Source organism: Pseudomonas sp. NPDC077649, from assembly GCF_044542855.1.
GTDB lineage: Bacteria > Pseudomonadota > Gammaproteobacteria > Pseudomonadales > Pseudomonadaceae > Aquipseudomonas.
Genome location: NZ_JBITVF010000003.1, coordinates 504,167 through 519,045 on the forward strand (window position 1 = coordinate 504,167; position 14,879 = coordinate 519,045).

Here is a 14,879-nt window from a genome sequence, read left to right on the forward strand (position 1 = left end):
CGGTTGCAGGCCGTAGGGCGGGTGTAACCCGCCATTGCCGTGGCGGGTTACACCCGCCCTACATCCCGCGTAATGCGCAAGCGGGCAGCTCTCAGTCATGGCTGCAACACCGACGACACCAGCAGCTGCGAATAGGGATGCTGCGGGTCGTCGAGAATCTGGTCGGTCAGCCCCGCCTCCACCACGCGCGAGCGGCGCATCACCATCAGGCGGTCGGCCAGCAGGCGCGCCACCGCCAGGTCGTGGGTGACGATCACCACCGCCAGGTCCAGTTCGCGCACCAGGCCGCGCAGCAGGTCGAGCAGGCGCGCCTGCACTGATACGTCCAGCCCACCGGTGGGCTCGTCCATGAACACCAGGCGCGGCGCGGAGACCAGGTTGCGGGCGATCTGCAGGCGCTGCTGCATGCCACCGGAGAAGGTGCGCGGCAGGTCATCGATGCGCGCCGGGTCGATCTCCACCTGGCTCAGCCAGTCGAGCCCGGCGGCGCGCAGCTCTCCGTAGTGGCGCACGCCCTGAGCCATCAGCCGCTCGCCGATGTTGGCGCCGGCCGACACCGCCATGCGCAGGCCGTCACGCGGGTTCTGCTCGACGAAGCCCCACTCGGTGCGCAGCAGCGTGCGCCGCTCGGCCTCGCTGGCGCTGTACAGGTCGAGCCACTGACCACTGCGCGCGCGATAACTCACGCTGCCGCGATCCGGTCGGCAACGGCCGGAGAGCAGGCTGAGCAAGGTGGACTTGCCCGATCCCGACTCGCCGACGATGCCCAGCACCTCGCCGGGATAGAGGTCGAAACTCACGCCCTGGCAACCCTTTTCCGGGCCGTACAGGCGGGTCAGGTCGCGCGCCGAGAACAGCGGCTCGGCCGCTGCCACGGCAGGTTGCAGACGTTCGGCGGCGCTCATTGCAGGTTCTCCTCGGTACGCTGGCGGCAGTAGTCGGTGTCGGAGCAGACGTAGCGCTTGCTGCCGGCGTCGTCGACGATCAACTCGTCGAGGTAGGACTCGCTGCTGCCACAGAAGGCGCAGCACTCGTCCCACTGCTGGACCGCGAAGGGGTGATCCTCGAAGTCCAGGCTAACCACCCGGGTAAAGGGCGGCACTGCGTACAGGCGCTTTTCACGACCGGCGCCGAACAGCATCAGCGCGGGGCTCATGTCCAGCTTGGGGTTGTCGAATTTCGGGATCGGCGAGGGGTCCATCACGTAGCGCTCGTCCACCGTCACCGGATAGGCGTAGGCGGTGGCGATATGGCCGAAGGTGGCGATGTCCTCGTACAGCTTCACATGCATCACGCCGTAATCCTCCAGCGCATGCATGGTCCGCGTCTCCTGCTCGCTCGGCTCGATAAAGCGCAGCGGCTCGGGAATCGGCACCTGGTAGACCATGATCTGCCCGGCCGACAGCGGCATTTCCGGGATGCGGTGGCGGGTCTGGATCACGCTGGCCTCCATCGTGCGTTCGGTGGTGGCGACACCTGCTGTACGGGCAAAGAAGCGGCGGATCGACACCGCGTTGGTAGTGTCGTCAGCGCCCTGATCGATGACCTTGAGCACATCGTTCGCCCCGAGAATGGCGGCGGTCAGCTGCATGCCGCCGGTGCCCCAGCCATAGGGCAGAGGCATCTCGCGGCCACCGAAAGGCACCTGGTAACCGGGGATCGCCACCGCCTTGAGCAGACCGCGGCGGATCATGCGCTTGGTCTGCTCATCCAGATAGGCGAAGTTGTAGGCCGACGCCTCGTGGGCGCCGCTTGCGATGGAAAGGTTCATCAGCGGTTCTCCTCTGCCGGCGCCTGACGGCGCAGCTTGCGGATCAGTTCCAGTTCGGCCTGGAAGTCGACGTAGTGCGGCAATTTGAGGTGCGAGACGAAGCCGGCAGCCTCGACGTTGTCGCAGTGCATCAGCACGAATTCCTCTTCCTGCGCCGGGCCCTGCACCTCTTCGCCGTACTCGCCGGCACGCAGCGCGCGGTCGACCAGGGCCATGCCCATGGCCTTGCGCTCGGCGTAGCCGAAGGCCAGGCCGTAGCCGCGGGTGAACTGCGCCTGCTCGGCGCTTTCCCCGACGAACTGGTTGACCATCTCGCATTCGGTGATTTCGATGTCGCCCAGCGGCACGGCGAAGCCCAGTTCGGCGGGCGTCATCCACACCTCGACATCGCCGATGCGGATCTCCCCAGCGAAGGGGTGATTGCGCCCGTAGCCGCGCTGGGTGGAATACCCCAGCGCCAGGAGGAAGCCCTCGTCGCCACGGGCCAGCGCCTGCAGACGCTCGGCGCGGCTGGCGGGAAAGGCCAGCGGCTCGCGGGTGATATCGGGCACCGGCGCGCCGTCGTCCGTCTCACGGGCCATCAGCCCTTCGTCAGCGAGAAAGTCCAGCACTCGCGGACAGGGCTTGGGCTCATCGGTAGCGACTGCTTCCGGCGCCGGATACTCGCCCTCGGCCAGCAGAGCGAAGTCCAACAAGCGGTGGGTGTAATCGAAAGTCGGGCCGAGCAGCTGACCGCCGGGCAGGTCCTTGAAGGTCGCGGAAATGCGCCGCACCAGCTGCATCTGCGTGGTATCCAGCGGCTCGCTGGCACCGAAGCGCGGCAGCGTGGTGCGGTAGGCGCGCAAGAGGAAGATGGCCTCCATCAGGTCACCGGCTGCCTGCTTGATCGCCAGCGCGGCCAGTTCCTCGTCGTACAGCGAGCCTTCGCTCATGACGCGGGCCACGGCCAGCGGCAGTTGCTGGCGCACCTGCTGCACGCTCAGTTCGGCGATGGAAGTATCGCCACGGCGACGATTGGCCAGCAGCTGATGAGCATTGTCGATGGCGCGTTCGCCACCCTTGACGGCGACATACATCAGGCGGCCTCCTCGTTCTCGATCAGCACGCGGGTGCTGCGCGGCAGGCCGATGACCTCGCCGCCAGCGGCGAAGAAGCAATCCAGGCCACGGGGAAAGGCACTGCGCGCCTGGCGTTGCTGCCAGAACGTGGCCGGCAGCGGCAGGCTGACGCTGCGCACATCCTTGATGCCCGGACCGCGCCAGCGCAGGGCCGGGCCGGCGTGCAGATCGTCGAGCTGGATCAGCAGCGTGCAGGACTGATCCGGGTAGCGCTCGCTGCCGTTGTCGAAATCCGACAAATCATCCAGTTCGCTCTCATCGAGCAGGGCGAACAGGGCGATCTCGCGCTCGGCAACGATCGGGCAACCGCAGTGGAAGGCCAGGTTGGCGCGAATCAACGGTGTATCGAAGCGCGGCGCCAGCCATAGCGGCGTGTCGCTGTCGAGAAAGGCCAGGCACAGGCCATAAGTGGCCGGCGTCAGACCACCCAGCGCGTGGGCACGGTCCATGGCCCGTGGCATACCCGGTTCGGCCAGGGCAGCGAGGGCGGCGCGGAAGCTGAGCTGGGCGTCCAGCACCGGGTCGTCGAAAGCCGGTTGCAGCCAGTGCGAGCTGTGCGGCGTAGTCATCAATCCTCTCCTCTGACCAGGGTGAAGAACTCCACCTGGGTGGTGGCAGTCTGTGCGGCCCGGGCCAGTCGCTGTTCGCGCTGCTGGCGGGCCAGGGGTTCGATCAGGTCAACGAGCCAGCGCGCCTGGTCACCGCCCTGCAGGTGGGCGTCGGCCAGGGCGGCCAGTTCGGCGCGGCGCTTGTCGCGACCAGCCAGGTAGCTGTAGCCGGTACGGCCGTCGGCCAGGCGCACCACGCAGCGGGTCACGGTCATCTCACCGAGGTTGAAGGCGCTGCCGGTGCCACCCATGCGCCCGCGCACCAGGGTCATGCCTACCTCGGGGGCGCGGATCAGCTGATAGGCGCTGTCTTTCAGCGCCGCCTCGTGGGCATCGAGGGCGTCACCGGCGCGGGCCAGCACGCCCATCCAGCGCTGGCGCGCGGCGATGTTCGGATCAAGGTCGTTCATGCGGGTCTCCATCAGGTCGCTACCTGGTACTGGAAGCGGTCGGCGCGGCTACTGGACTGCGCCAGCTCCACCGCCCGGCCAGCGGGGTCGCGGGACAGGGTGAGTACGCTGAGCAGCGGCGCATGGCGCGGCATCAGCAGGTGCGCGGCTTCTTCGCGGCTGGGCAGACGCGCACCAATTAGGCTGAAAGTGCGCGCCAGCGGCAGGTCGCGCTCGGCCAGGTACTGGCGCAGCGAACCGCCCTGGTAGTCGGCCAACAGTGGCGCCAGGCTGGCGCAGAAACGGTGGCGGATCAGGCTCAGCGGCTGGCCTTCGAGCAGGCGCAGGGTGGTCAGCTCGATCAATTCGCTGCCGTCGGGCAGTTGCAAATGCTGGCATTCCTCACTGCTGCCAGTGCGGCTCAGGCGCTCGATCAGTCTGGCCTCGACGCGGTGGCCGAGCGCCGACAGCGACTGGCTGAAGGCGCTGCCCGCTTCCACCGGATACACCAGCGGCTTGGCCAGCACCTGGGTGCCCTTGCCCTGGCGGCGCAGCAGGCGGCCTTCGAGCACCAGCTCGTCCACCGCGCGGCGCAGGGTGTGGCGGTTGACGGCAAAGCGCGCAGCCAGTTGCAGCTCACCCGGCAGGTAGTCGCCCGGGCTCATGCGCTGCAGCTCCTCGCGCAGCACGGCGGCCAGCTCGCGGTACAGCGGTTCGATTCGTCTAGACAAGTGCATGGCTTAAGAAAGGCGCTCGCAGGCGCCCATCTCCTTTAGATGAAGAGTTTGCGCAGGCGCTGGGAGAGGATGTCGATGGCGCTCACCACCAGAATGATCACGATCAGCAGGGCGCAGGTCTGGGCGAACTGGAAGCCGCGAATGGCCTCCCAGAGGATCACCCCGATGCCGCCGGCGCCGACCATGCCAACCACGGTGGCCGAGCGCACGTTGGACTCGAAGCGGTACAGCGAGTAAGAAATCCACAGCGGCAGCACCTGCGGGATGACGCCGAAGATCACCTCCTGCAGGGCACTGGCACCGGTGGCACGCACGCCTTCGACCGGGCCCGGATCGATGGCCTCGACCGCCTCGGCGAACAGCTTGGCCAGCACCCCCGTGGTGCTGATGAACAGCGCCAGCACGCCGGCGAAGGGACCGAGGCCGACCGCGACGACGAAGAGCATGGCGAAGACCATTTCATTGATCGAACGGCAGGCATCCATCACCCGGCGTACCGGCTGGTAGACCCACCAGGGCACGATGTTCTCGGAACAGAGGATGCCCAGCGGAATGGCGCAGACGATGGCCAGCACCGTGCCCCACAGGGCGATCTGTACGGTGACGACCATTTCCTTGAGGTAGTGCTGCCAGTTGCTGAAATCCGGCGGGAAGAAGTCGGCGGCGAAGGTGGCCATGTTGCCGGCATCGCGCACCAGCGCCAGCGGGTTCATTTCCGCGCCCTGCCAGGACCAGGCGAGCACGGCGCAGAACAGGCCCCAGCCGATCAACTGCAACCAGCTGCGTTTGCTATCGACGGTCGGGGTATGGGTGGTCAAAGTGGTCATCGAGGCATCTCGGGGAAAACGACTGCAGTCAGCCCCTCGGTCGATGCCGAGGGGCTGCCAGGATCAACCGGCGCTGGCGCCGCCCTGCTTCTCAAGCTCGGCCATGCGCTGCTCGAGCTTGGCCAGTTCGGCGTCCAGTTCCTTGAGCTGAGCCTGCTTGTCGGCATCCTTGAGCTTGTCGTTGTTGGCCACTTCGGTGCGTTTCTTGAACAGCTCGAGCTGACGAATCGGCAGCAACTGATCGTTATCGGAAGCCTTGAACTGACCCCACTGCAGGCCCTCGAGCACCTTCTTCTCCTCCGCCTTGGCACCGTAGGTCATGAAGAAGTCGCGCAGCTTGTCGCGGGTTTCCTGCGGCAGGTTCTTGCGCCAGACGATGGGATCGGACGGAATCAGCGGCGAGGTCCAGATCACCTTGAGCTGCGCGGCCTTGTCCGGCGCGGTGATTTCCAGACGTTCCATGCCCTCGCTGTTGAAGGTGCCGACATCGACCTGCTTGTTGGCCACCGACAGTGCGTTGACCTCGTGGCTGCCGTTGAGCGAGCGTTTGAAGATCTTGCCGGCGTCGGCGTTGTTCTGGGCGAACACGTAGTAACCGGGCACCAGGTAACCGGAGGTGGAGTTCGGGTCGCCGTTGGCGAAGGTCAGGCTCTTGGCATTCTTGAGCATGTCCTCGACCGAGTCGATCGGGCTGTCCTTGTGCGCTACCAGCAGGCTGTAGTAACCCTGCGCGCCGTTGGCCGCCACGGTCTGGGCGAAGATCTCGCCGCCGGCGCGGTCCACCGCTTCCATCGCCGACTTGTTGCCGTACCAGGCCACGTCGACCTTGTCGAAGCGCATGCCCTGGATGATCCCGGCATAGTCCGGAGCGAAGAAGGCGTTGATCTTCACCCCGGTCTGCTTGCTCATGTCAGCCAGGAAGGGATCCCACATGGCCTTGAGGTTCTGCGAGGACTCGGTGGAGATGATGCCGAAGTTGAGTTCCTCGGCGGCCTGGACCGAGCCCAGCAGGGAACCGGTGATGAGCGCGGAAGCAGCCAGCACCTGGCCGATGCGTTTGAACATGGAGCACACTCCTGTTGCTAGTTGGCGTTGGTTTTTCGAATGAGGAAAGTGACGTCAGGCCTTGGCCAGCGTCAGCGGACGTTCCACGGCGCGTGGGCGCTGCCCTTGCGGCAGCAGCAGGCTGATATCGAGATCGCCGCCGTAGAGGTCATTGAGGAAGTCGGGGTTGAAGCTTGCGGTGGGTCCGTCGAAATGAATGCGCCCGCCCTTGAGCGCCACGGCGCGCTGGCAGTAGCGCACCGCGTAGTCGACCTGATGCAGGGTCACCACCACCGTCTTGCCGTCGCGGCGGTTGATGTCGGCGAGAATTTCCATCACCTTGCGCGCCGACTCGGGATCGAGCGAGGCGATCGGCTCGTCGGCGAGGATCACCTCGGCCTGCTGACACAGGGCGCGGGCAATGGCCACGCGCTGCTGTTGGCCGCCGGATAGCGTGGAAGCGCGCTGGGCAGCGAAATCGGCCAGCCCGACCCGTTCGAGGGCGTCCATGGCGCGCTGCTTCTCCTCGGCGCTGAACAGGCTGAGGCTGCCACGCCAGCGCGGCATGCGGCCCAGGCCGCCGAGCAACACGTTCTGCAGCACGCTGAGGCGGCCGACCAGATTGAACTGCTGGAAGATGTAGCCGATGTCGGCACGCAGGCGACGCACCTCGCCGTTCAAGCGGCCTTCGGCCTGCACCTGGCGACCAAGCACCTCGATGCTGCCGCCGCCGGTGCGGTCGCAGCAGGCCAGGCCGGCCAAATGCCGCAGCAGGGTCGACTTGCCCGAGCCGGAGGCACCGATCAGCGCCACCATCTCGCCCGGCTGCACCGACAGCGCCAGGTCGAGCAACGCCTGTTTGCGGCCGAAGCTCTTGTTCAGACGGTCGACTCGAATCACTGCGCGCATGGGCTGGCCCTCTACTATCATTGGCGATAAGAAGGCGGCGCCTGGCCGCCACCTGGTGTAGACCAAGGTAGGCACAAGCTGTGTCAGAGCCGTGAAACTGGGATGACGATCGAGTGACCGGAGCTTGAATTTTTTATGCCCGAGCACAGCCCGAGCACGACTTCTGCCGAGTACTGCGCATTTCTGACAGCCGGTGCTGGCATATCGCCTTTACCTGGCCCAAAATTCGACACGTAATTGGCGTCAAGGAACTGTTCAGATGACCCTTAGGTCATAACGACGCATAACGCGATACTGGTTGAACGGCTAGTGCTAAAGATGGTCAAACCGGTGACAATCTTGAAACTGACTACCAGTCTCGCTCTCCTGAACTAACCGGTTTAATGTATGCGCCCTATGAAACAGGCTACCTATTCCAGCCGCACGGCTGACAAATTCGTCGTTCGCTTGCCCGATGGCATGCGTGAGCGTATCGCTGACGTAGCACGCAACCATCATCGCAGCATGAACTCGGAAATCATCGCCCGCCTGGAGCAGAGCATGCTGCAGGAAGGCGCCCTGGGCGACGAGCTCAACCTGCGTCTCGACAGCCCCGAGCTGAGCCTGCACGAGCGCGAACTGCTGCAGCGTTTCCGTCAGCTGTCGCGCCGCCAGCAGAACGCCCTGGTCGCCCTGATCGCCCACGACGTGGAAATGGCCGCCGAAGAAGCCTGAGGCGAGCCCCCACAAAAAAACCGGCCTTGAGCCGGTTTTTTTGTGGGGGTATTAAAGGCGCGGAGCGAACTCCGCGCCTTCTTCAGCCGACGAAGCTGAGCAGCACCCCCGCCGCCACTGCCGAGCCGATCACCCCGGCCACGTTCGGCCCCATGGCGTGCATCAGCAGGAAGTTCTGCGGATTGGCTTCCAGCCCCACCTTGTTCGACACCCTGGCAGCCATAGGCACCGCCGAGACGCCGGCCGAGCCGATCAGCGGGTTGACCTTGTGGGTGCTGAACACATTCATCAGCTTGGCCATCAGCACGCCGGCGGCGGTGCCGGCGCAGAAGGCGACCATGCCCAGCAGCAGGATGCCCAGGGTCTTCAGTTGCAGGAAGGCCTCGGCCGACAGCTTGGAACCCACGGTCAGACCGAGGAAGATGGTGACGATGTTGATCAGCGCGTTGCGCGAGGTATCGGCCAGGCGCTCGACCACGCCACATTCGCGCAGCAGGTTGCCGAGGGCGAACATGCCGATCAGCGGCGCGGCGTCCGGCAGCAGCATGCCGATCAGCAGGCACAGCACGATGGGGAAGATGATCTTCTCGGTCTGCCCCACCGGACGCAGCTGCTGCATGACGATGGCGCGCTCCTCCTTGGTGGTCAGCGCGCGCATGATCGGCGGCTGCAGCAGCGGCACCAGGGCCATGTAGGCATAGGCCGCCACGGCGATGGGGCCGAGCAAGTGCGGCGCCAGCTTGGAGGTGACGAAGATCGAGGTCGGCCCGTCCGCCCCGCCGATGATGGCGATGGATGCCGCCTCCTTGAGGCTGAACTCCATCCCCGGAATGCCGATGGCGGTGATCGCCAGGGCGCCGAGCAGGGTGCCGAAGATGCCGAACTGCGCGGCGGCGCCGAGCAGCAGGGTCTTGGGGTTGGCCAGCATCGGTCCGAAGTCGGTCATGGCGCCGACGCCGAGGAAGATCAGCAGCGGGAAGATGCTGGTGGGCAGACCCACCTCATAGATCAGATGGAGGAAACCGGCGCCCTCGGCCATATTGGCCACCGGGATATTCGACAGCAGGCCGCCGAAACCGATGGGCACCAGCAACAGGGGCTCGAAGCCCTTCTTGATCGCCAGATAGATCAGCAGCATGCACACCGCGATCATGAACGCCTGACCGGGCTCCAGGTGGTACAGGCCGGTGCTCTGCCAGAGCTTGAGCAGCTTTTCCATGGTGCGCTCCTCAGCCGATGGTCAGCAGGCTGTCGCCCACCGCCACCGCATCGCCGACCTTGACGTTGACCGCCCCGACGCTGCCGGCCTTGAAGGCGCGGATCTCGGTTTCCATCTTCATCGCCTCGAGGATGATCACCAGCTGGCCCTCCTCCACGGCCTGGCCGGGTTGCACCAGCACCTTGAAGATATTGCCGGCCAGCGGTGCCGCCTGCGGCTCGCCACCCCCCACGGCAACGGGCGCGGCAGGTGCAGCCGCGGCGCTGCCAGCGAGCGGCTTGATGCCCTCGATATCGCCGCCCTCGCCCACCTGCACGACGAACGACTTGCCATTGACTTCGACGGTGTAGACCTCGGGTTTGCCGGCCTCGCGTGCAGGGGTTTCCTTGCCGGTCGGCGCCGGCTCGAAGGCCGCCGGGTTGCCGCGGTTCTCCAGAAACTTCAGGCCGATCTGCGGAAACAGCGCGTAGGTCAGCACGTCGTCGATCTCGTCGACGGCCAGCTTGATGCCCTTCTCCCGGGCGAGACCTTTGAGTTCGGCGGTCAGCTTGTCCATTTCGGCGTCCAGCAGGTCGGCCGGGCGGCAGGTGATCGCCTCGGCGCCATCGAGCACGCGCGCCTGCAGCTCGGCGTTGAACGGCGCGGGCGCGGCGCCGTACTCGCCCTTGAGCACGCCGGCGGTTTCCTTGGTAATGGACTTGTAGCGCTCGCCGGTGAGCACGTTGATCACCGCCTGGGTGCCGACGATCTGCGAAGTGGGCGTCACCAGCGGGATGAAACCAAGGTCTTCGCGCACGCGGGGGATCTCGGCCAGCACCTGGTCGAATTTATCCTGGGCGCCCTGCTCCTTGAGCTGGCTTTCCATGTTGGTGAGCATGCCACCCGGCACCTGGGCGACCAGGATGCGCGAGTCGACGCCCTTGAGGTTGCCCTCGAACTTCGCGTACTTCTTGCGTACTTCGCGGAAGTACGCAGCGATTTCCTCCAGCAGCTCCAGATTCAGCCCGGTGTCGCGCTCGGTGCCCTGGAACATGGCCACCACCGATTCGGTCGGCGAATGGCCGTAGGTCATCGACAGCGAGGAAATCGCGGTGTCGACGTTATCGATACCGGCCTCCACCGCCTTGAGGATGGCCACCGAAGACAGCCCCGCGGTGGCGTGGCACTGCATATGGATCGGGATGGCCAGGCTGGCTTTGAGTCGCGACACCAGCTCGAAGGCGGTGTAGGGCGTGAGGATGCCGGCCATGTCCTTGATGGCGATGGAGTCGGCGCCCATGTCCTCGATCTGCTTGGCCAGATCGACCCACATCTGCAGGGTGTGCACCGGACTGGTGGTGTAGGAGATGGTGCCCTGGGCATGCTTGCCCTGGCGCTTGACCGCCTGCAGGGCGGTCTGCAGGTTGCGCGGATCGTTCATCGCGTCGAACACGCGAAACACGTCGACGCCGTTGACGGCGGCGCGTTCGACGAATTTTTCCACCACGTCGTCGGCGTAGTGACGGTAGCCCAGCAGGTTCTGGCCGCGCAGGAGCATCTGCTGGCGGGTATTGGGCATCGCCTGCTTCAGCGCGCGGATGCGCTCCCAGGGATCTTCGCCCAGGTAGCGGATGCAGGCATCGAAGGTCGCACCGCCCCAGGACTCCACCGACCAGAAGCCGACCTGATCGAGCTTGGGCGCGATCGGCAGCATGTCCTCCAGGCGCACGCGGGTGGCCAGGATGGATTGGTGGGCGTCGCGCAGCACCACATCGGTGATCCCGAGTGCTTGTTTAACGGCAGTCATACAGGTGCTCCCTCTAGAACCGGATCAACCGCGGCGGGCGCGGTGCTGATGAATGGCGGATTGAATGGCGGCCAGCAATTCGGCATCCGGCTCCTGGCTGGCCGGTTTGCCGCTGGGTACTGCGGAAGAGGCGACGGGGGCAGGCGTGTGCGGGGCGAAGACTTCGATCAGACGCGACATCACGCGGATCGCCAGCACCAGCAGCACCAGAAAGACAAACACGAAACCCATGCCGAACAGCATGAGCTCGACACCCTCGAGCAGGAGTTCACTGGGGGTCATCTTGGCTCCTTTTGCCAGCAGCTCGCGGGCTGCATTCATTATTGATTAGGAGCGCCCGGGATCGGCCCCGGGCAAAGCTGGCGAACCTTAGCCTGAAACAAGCGTTTCAAGCAAACCTCAAACGGACCAGGCGGGCATTTTATGTAGTAGGCAACGCACTGCCACTACCAAAGACGAGGGCGCTCGCGCGAGGCCCGCTAGGAAGCCACGCCAGACCGGGAGACGACGGCGGGCGCCAGCGCCAGCAGCGCCTTGAAATGGCGGCATTCAGCGCCCGGGGTGCGCCCGAACAGGCGCTTGAACTCGCGACTGAACTGCGAAGGACTTTCGTAACCGACCCGCTGCGCCGCGTCGGCCGCGCTCATGCCGCTGCGAATCATCAGCAGGCGCGCCTGGTGCAGGCGGATGGCCTTGAGATACTGCAACGGCGAGCGACTGGTCACGGCCTTGAAGTGCACATGGAAGGCCGGCACGCTCATATTGGCCATCGCGGCCAGGGTCGCGACGTCGAGCGCCTGGGGATAATCGCTGTGGATGCGCCGCAGCACCCTGGCGATGCGGCCGAAATGGCTGCCCTGCGCCAGGGTCGCGCGCAGGCCGCCGCCCTGCTCGCCCTGCAACACGCGGAAGACGATCTCGCGCAGAATCGACGGCCCCAGCAAACGCGCCTCGTCCGGCTCGGCCAACGCCTCCAGCAGGCGCAACGTCGCCTCGCTCAACCTGGCATCCAGCGGGCTCGAACAGAGGGTGGCGGGCGCCGGGGGCGACGCCTCGTCCAGGCCGATGGCCAACTCCGCGACCAGTAACGGGTCGATGCGCAACGCCAGCCCCAGCAACGGCTCGGCCGCGCTGGCCTCGGTCTCGATGGAAAACGGCAGAGGCAGCGCCAGCACCAGGTAGTGCTGGGCGTCGTAGACATACAGCCTGCCGTCGTGCAACCCGCGCTTGCGCCCCTGGATGACGATGACGATGCTCGGTTCGTACAGCGCCGGCGTGCTGGGCAGCGGGCGATTGGCGCGCATGAAGGTCACGCCGTCGAGTAACGACTCGGTGTAGCCCTCTTCGGGGGCCAGGCGCAGCATCAGTTCCACCATGCGTTGGCGCCTATCGGATATCGCGATCATGGCTCTGGAGACTCGGCAGTTTCCGCGGGCCACATTCTATGGCCCTTGCAATAGAAACAGGCAAGATCGAAAGAGTAACCGGACTTAGCAGCCCGCCTCGCCCCGCCTAGCATGAGGCCTGCGCCCTGCACGCCGCAGGCGCTAGCCGCCAATAGGAGAATCGATCCATGAACCCGTTAGGACACCTCGGCGCCCTACTGCTCGGCGTACTGCTGAGCCTGCCGAGCTGGGCCGCCGGCGCCACGCAGGACAATCGCGCCCTGATCCAGCAGGCCTTCGACGACTGGCGCAACGGCCAGGGCAGCGTCTTCGACCTGCTCGCCGAAGACGCCGTGTGGATAGTCGCCGGAAACAGCCCGGTATCAGCTACCTACCCCACACGCCAGGCGTTTCTCGAAGAGGCGGTCAAACCTATCACCGCCAAACTGGCGACGCCGATTACCCCCACGGTTCGCCAGCTGGTAGCGCAGGGGCCCTATGTGGTCGCGATCTGGGATGGCCAGGCGACCGCCCATGATGGCAGCCGCTATGAGAACAGCTACGCCTGGCACATGCAGCTCGAAGACGGCCGCATCACTCACGTCACGGCCTTCCTCGATACCTGGCGGCTGGTGCAACTGATGGAGCGGCCTACAGAAGGAAGATCGACGCCAGCCCCAGGAAAATGAAGAACCCGCCGCTGTCGGTCATCGCCGTGATCATCACGCTGGCACCCATGGCCGGGTCGCGCCCCAGGCGTGCCAGGGTCATGGGAATCAGCACGCCCATCAGCGCCGCCAGCAGCAGGTTGAGGGTCATCGCCGCGGTCATCACCACGCCCAGCGACCAGCTGTCGTAGAGCAGATAGGCCACCACGCCGATCACCCCGCCCCAGAGCAGGCCGTTGATCAGGGAAACGCCCAGCTCCTTGCGCAGCAGGCGCGAGGTATTGCCGGTGCCGACCTGGTCCAGCGCCATGGCGCGGACGATCATGGTGATGGTCTGGTTGCCGGAGTTGCCGCCGATGCCAGCGACTATGGGCATCAGCGCGGCCAGAGCCACCAGCTTCTCGATCGAGCCCTCGAACAGGCCGATCACCCGCGAGGCGAGAAAGGCGGTGACCAGGTTGATCGCCAGCCAGGCCCAGCGGTTGCGCACCGACTTCCACACCGAGGCGAAGATGTCCTCCTCCTCGCGCAGACCGGCCATGTTGAGGACTTCGCTTTCGCTCTCCTCACGGATCAGGTCGACCATCTCGTCGATGGTCAGACGACCGATCAGCTTGCCGTTCTTGTCCACCACCGGGGCGGAAATCAGGTCGTAGCGCTCGAAGGCCTGAGCGGCGTCGTAGGCGTCCTCGTCCGGGTGGAAAGTCACCGGGTCGTCGGCCATCACCTCGCCGACCTGCTTGTCCGGGTCGTTGACCAGCAGGCGCTTGATCGGCAGCACACCCTTGAGCACGCCGTCGTAATCGACCACGAACAGCTTGTCGGTGTGGCCCGGCAGCTCCTTGAGGCGACGCAGGTAACGCAGCACCACCTCCAGGCTGACGTCTTCGCGGATGGTGACCATCTCGAAGTCCATCAGCGCGCCGACCTGGTCCTCCTCGTAGGACAGTGCCGAACGCACGCGCTCGCGCTGCTGCGCATCCAGCGACTCCATCAGTTCGTGGACTACGTCGCGCGGCAACTCCGGCGCCAGGTCGGCCAGTTCGTCGGCGTCCATGTCCTTGGCCGCGGCGAGGATCTCGTGATCGTCCATGTCGGCGATCAGGGTCTCACGCACCGCGTCGGACACCTCAAGCAGGATGTCGCCGTCGCGCTCGGCCTTGACCAGTTGCCAGACGGTCAGACGGTCGTCGAGCGGCAGGGCTTCGAGGATGTGGGCGATATCCGCGGGGTGCAGGTCGTCGAGCTTGCGCTGCAGCTCGGCGAGGTTCTGCCGGTGCACCAGGTTCTCGACCAGGTCGTGATGCTGGCCTTCCTGACGATGGGTCAGGTCTTCCACCAGCTTGTGCCGATGCAGCAGTTCGACCACCTGGGCCAGGCGATCCTGCAGGCTCTCTTGCGGCTTCTTGGCTTCTACTTCAGTCATAGCGCGCTCCACCCCCAGTTGGCGGGCACGCCAAAGGGGATCAATCAGGTTTTACGCGATCGTCAAATCGGGTCTGGTAACTACTGGGTAAGTCCATGGTGGTATTCCACAAGCCCCGGCGGGGCTGACGCGGCAAATGATAACACCGCAATACGGCTTTGCACGCGAGAAAAGCCAGGCAAGAACAATTGCTTGCATCACAAACTTCAATCCGCGCTGAAATCCTGTTGCTGCGACGCCGGCCACGTTCGGCAGGACACCCTGGCACGCTCGGAACA

The 14,879-nt window shown here is 65.4% G+C and carries 16 protein-coding genes; 2 read left to right on the forward strand and 14 right to left on the reverse strand.

The window, feature by feature from the left end:
- Positions 1–95: 95 nt before the first annotated feature.
- The 9 genes from phnK to phnC all read right to left on the reverse strand — a co-directional run bounded on the left by phnK (position 96) and on the right by phnC (position 7,403).
- On the reverse strand, positions 96–905 hold the full coding sequence (gene phnK / locus ACIGFL_RS12720) for a phosphonate C-P lyase system protein PhnK (RefSeq protein WP_143499372.1): 810 nt from the start codon (positions 903–905) through the stop codon (positions 96–98).
- Entirely contained in the window at positions 902–1,771 is an 870-nt protein-coding gene (locus ACIGFL_RS12725; RefSeq protein ID WP_397497416.1) for an alpha-D-ribose 1-methylphosphonate 5-phosphate C-P-lyase PhnJ, read from the reverse strand. The genes phnK and ACIGFL_RS12725 overlap by 4 nt, the downstream gene beginning before the upstream one ends.
- Positions 1,771–2,847 (reverse strand): carbon-phosphorus lyase complex subunit PhnI, encoded by a 1,077-nt coding sequence (locus ACIGFL_RS12730; RefSeq protein ID WP_397497417.1) that lies wholly within the window; start codon positions 2,845–2,847, stop codon positions 1,771–1,773. Before ACIGFL_RS12730 ends, ACIGFL_RS12725 begins: the two co-directional genes overlap by 1 nt.
- Positions 2,847–3,458 (reverse strand): phosphonate C-P lyase system protein PhnH, encoded by a 612-nt coding sequence (gene phnH, locus ACIGFL_RS12735; protein WP_397497418.1) that lies wholly within the window; start codon positions 3,456–3,458, stop codon positions 2,847–2,849. The genes ACIGFL_RS12730 and phnH overlap by 1 nt, the downstream gene beginning before the upstream one ends.
- Positions 3,458–3,907 (reverse strand): phosphonate C-P lyase system protein PhnG, encoded by a 450-nt coding sequence (phnG, locus tag ACIGFL_RS12740; RefSeq protein ID WP_397497419.1) that lies wholly within the window; start codon positions 3,905–3,907, stop codon positions 3,458–3,460. Before phnG ends, phnH begins: the two co-directional genes overlap by 1 nt.
- Before the next feature lie 11 nt (positions 3,908–3,918).
- The gene (phnF, locus tag ACIGFL_RS12745) at positions 3,919–4,623 is read right to left on the reverse strand and encodes a phosphonate metabolism transcriptional regulator PhnF (protein WP_397497420.1); all 705 of its coding nucleotides are present in this window, start codon (positions 4,621–4,623) and stop codon (positions 3,919–3,921) included.
- A gap of 35 nt (positions 4,624–4,658) precedes the next feature.
- A complete protein-coding gene (gene phnE / locus ACIGFL_RS12750; RefSeq protein WP_397497421.1) occupies positions 4,659–5,450 on the reverse strand; it encodes a phosphonate ABC transporter, permease protein PhnE in 792 nt (263 codons plus the stop codon).
- A 63-nt stretch (positions 5,451–5,513) separates the two neighbouring features.
- A complete protein-coding gene (gene phnD, locus ACIGFL_RS12755) occupies positions 5,514–6,515 on the reverse strand; it encodes a phosphonate ABC transporter substrate-binding protein (RefSeq protein WP_397497422.1) in 1,002 nt (333 codons plus the stop codon).
- Positions 6,516–6,569: 54 nt separating this feature from the next.
- Complete coding sequence (phnC, locus tag ACIGFL_RS12760) at positions 6,570–7,403, reverse strand: phosphonate ABC transporter ATP-binding protein (RefSeq protein WP_397497423.1); 834 nt, start codon at positions 7,401–7,403, stop codon at positions 6,570–6,572.
- Between the two features lie 387 nt (positions 7,404–7,790).
- Here phnC and ACIGFL_RS12765 point away from each other — a divergent pair, with 387 nt between their 5' ends.
- Positions 7,791–8,117, forward strand: coding sequence for an Arc family DNA-binding protein (locus ACIGFL_RS12765; protein ID WP_031303295.1), 327 nt, complete (start codon positions 7,791–7,793; stop codon positions 8,115–8,117).
- Between the two features lie 82 nt (positions 8,118–8,199).
- Here the strand turns inward: ACIGFL_RS12765 and ACIGFL_RS12770 are convergent, their stop codons facing one another.
- The 4 genes from ACIGFL_RS12770 to ACIGFL_RS12785 form a co-directional block, all read right to left on the reverse strand.
- Entirely contained in the window at positions 8,200–9,336 is a 1,137-nt protein-coding gene (locus ACIGFL_RS12770; protein WP_021444685.1) for a sodium ion-translocating decarboxylase subunit beta, read from the reverse strand.
- A 10-nt stretch (positions 9,337–9,346) separates the two neighbouring features.
- Positions 9,347–11,122 carry a sodium-extruding oxaloacetate decarboxylase subunit alpha gene (gene oadA / locus ACIGFL_RS12775; RefSeq protein ID WP_397497424.1) on the reverse strand — a complete coding sequence of 592 codons (1,776 nt, stop codon included), beginning with the start codon at positions 11,120–11,122 and terminating at the stop codon, positions 9,347–9,349.
- Between the two features lie 24 nt (positions 11,123–11,146).
- Entirely contained in the window at positions 11,147–11,404 is a 258-nt protein-coding gene (locus tag ACIGFL_RS12780) for an OadG family protein (RefSeq protein ID WP_021444687.1), read from the reverse strand.
- 197 nt (positions 11,405–11,601) lie between these two features.
- Positions 11,602–12,498, reverse strand: a complete 897-nt coding sequence (locus ACIGFL_RS12785) for an AraC family transcriptional regulator N-terminal domain-containing protein (protein WP_397497425.1) — start codon at positions 12,496–12,498, stop codon at positions 11,602–11,604.
- A gap of 197 nt (positions 12,499–12,695) precedes the next feature.
- On the opposite strand from ACIGFL_RS12785, the gene ACIGFL_RS12790 reads away from it, so the two are divergent.
- Entirely contained in the window at positions 12,696–13,196 is a 501-nt protein-coding gene (locus tag ACIGFL_RS12790; RefSeq protein WP_397497426.1) for a nuclear transport factor 2 family protein, read from the forward strand.
- On the opposite strand, the gene mgtE is transcribed toward ACIGFL_RS12790, so the two are convergent.
- Entirely contained in the window at positions 13,159–14,601 is a 1,443-nt protein-coding gene (gene mgtE, locus ACIGFL_RS12795) for a magnesium transporter (RefSeq protein ID WP_021444690.1), read from the reverse strand. The genes ACIGFL_RS12790 and mgtE overlap by 38 nt on opposite strands.
- Positions 14,602–14,879 lie beyond the last annotated feature (278 nt).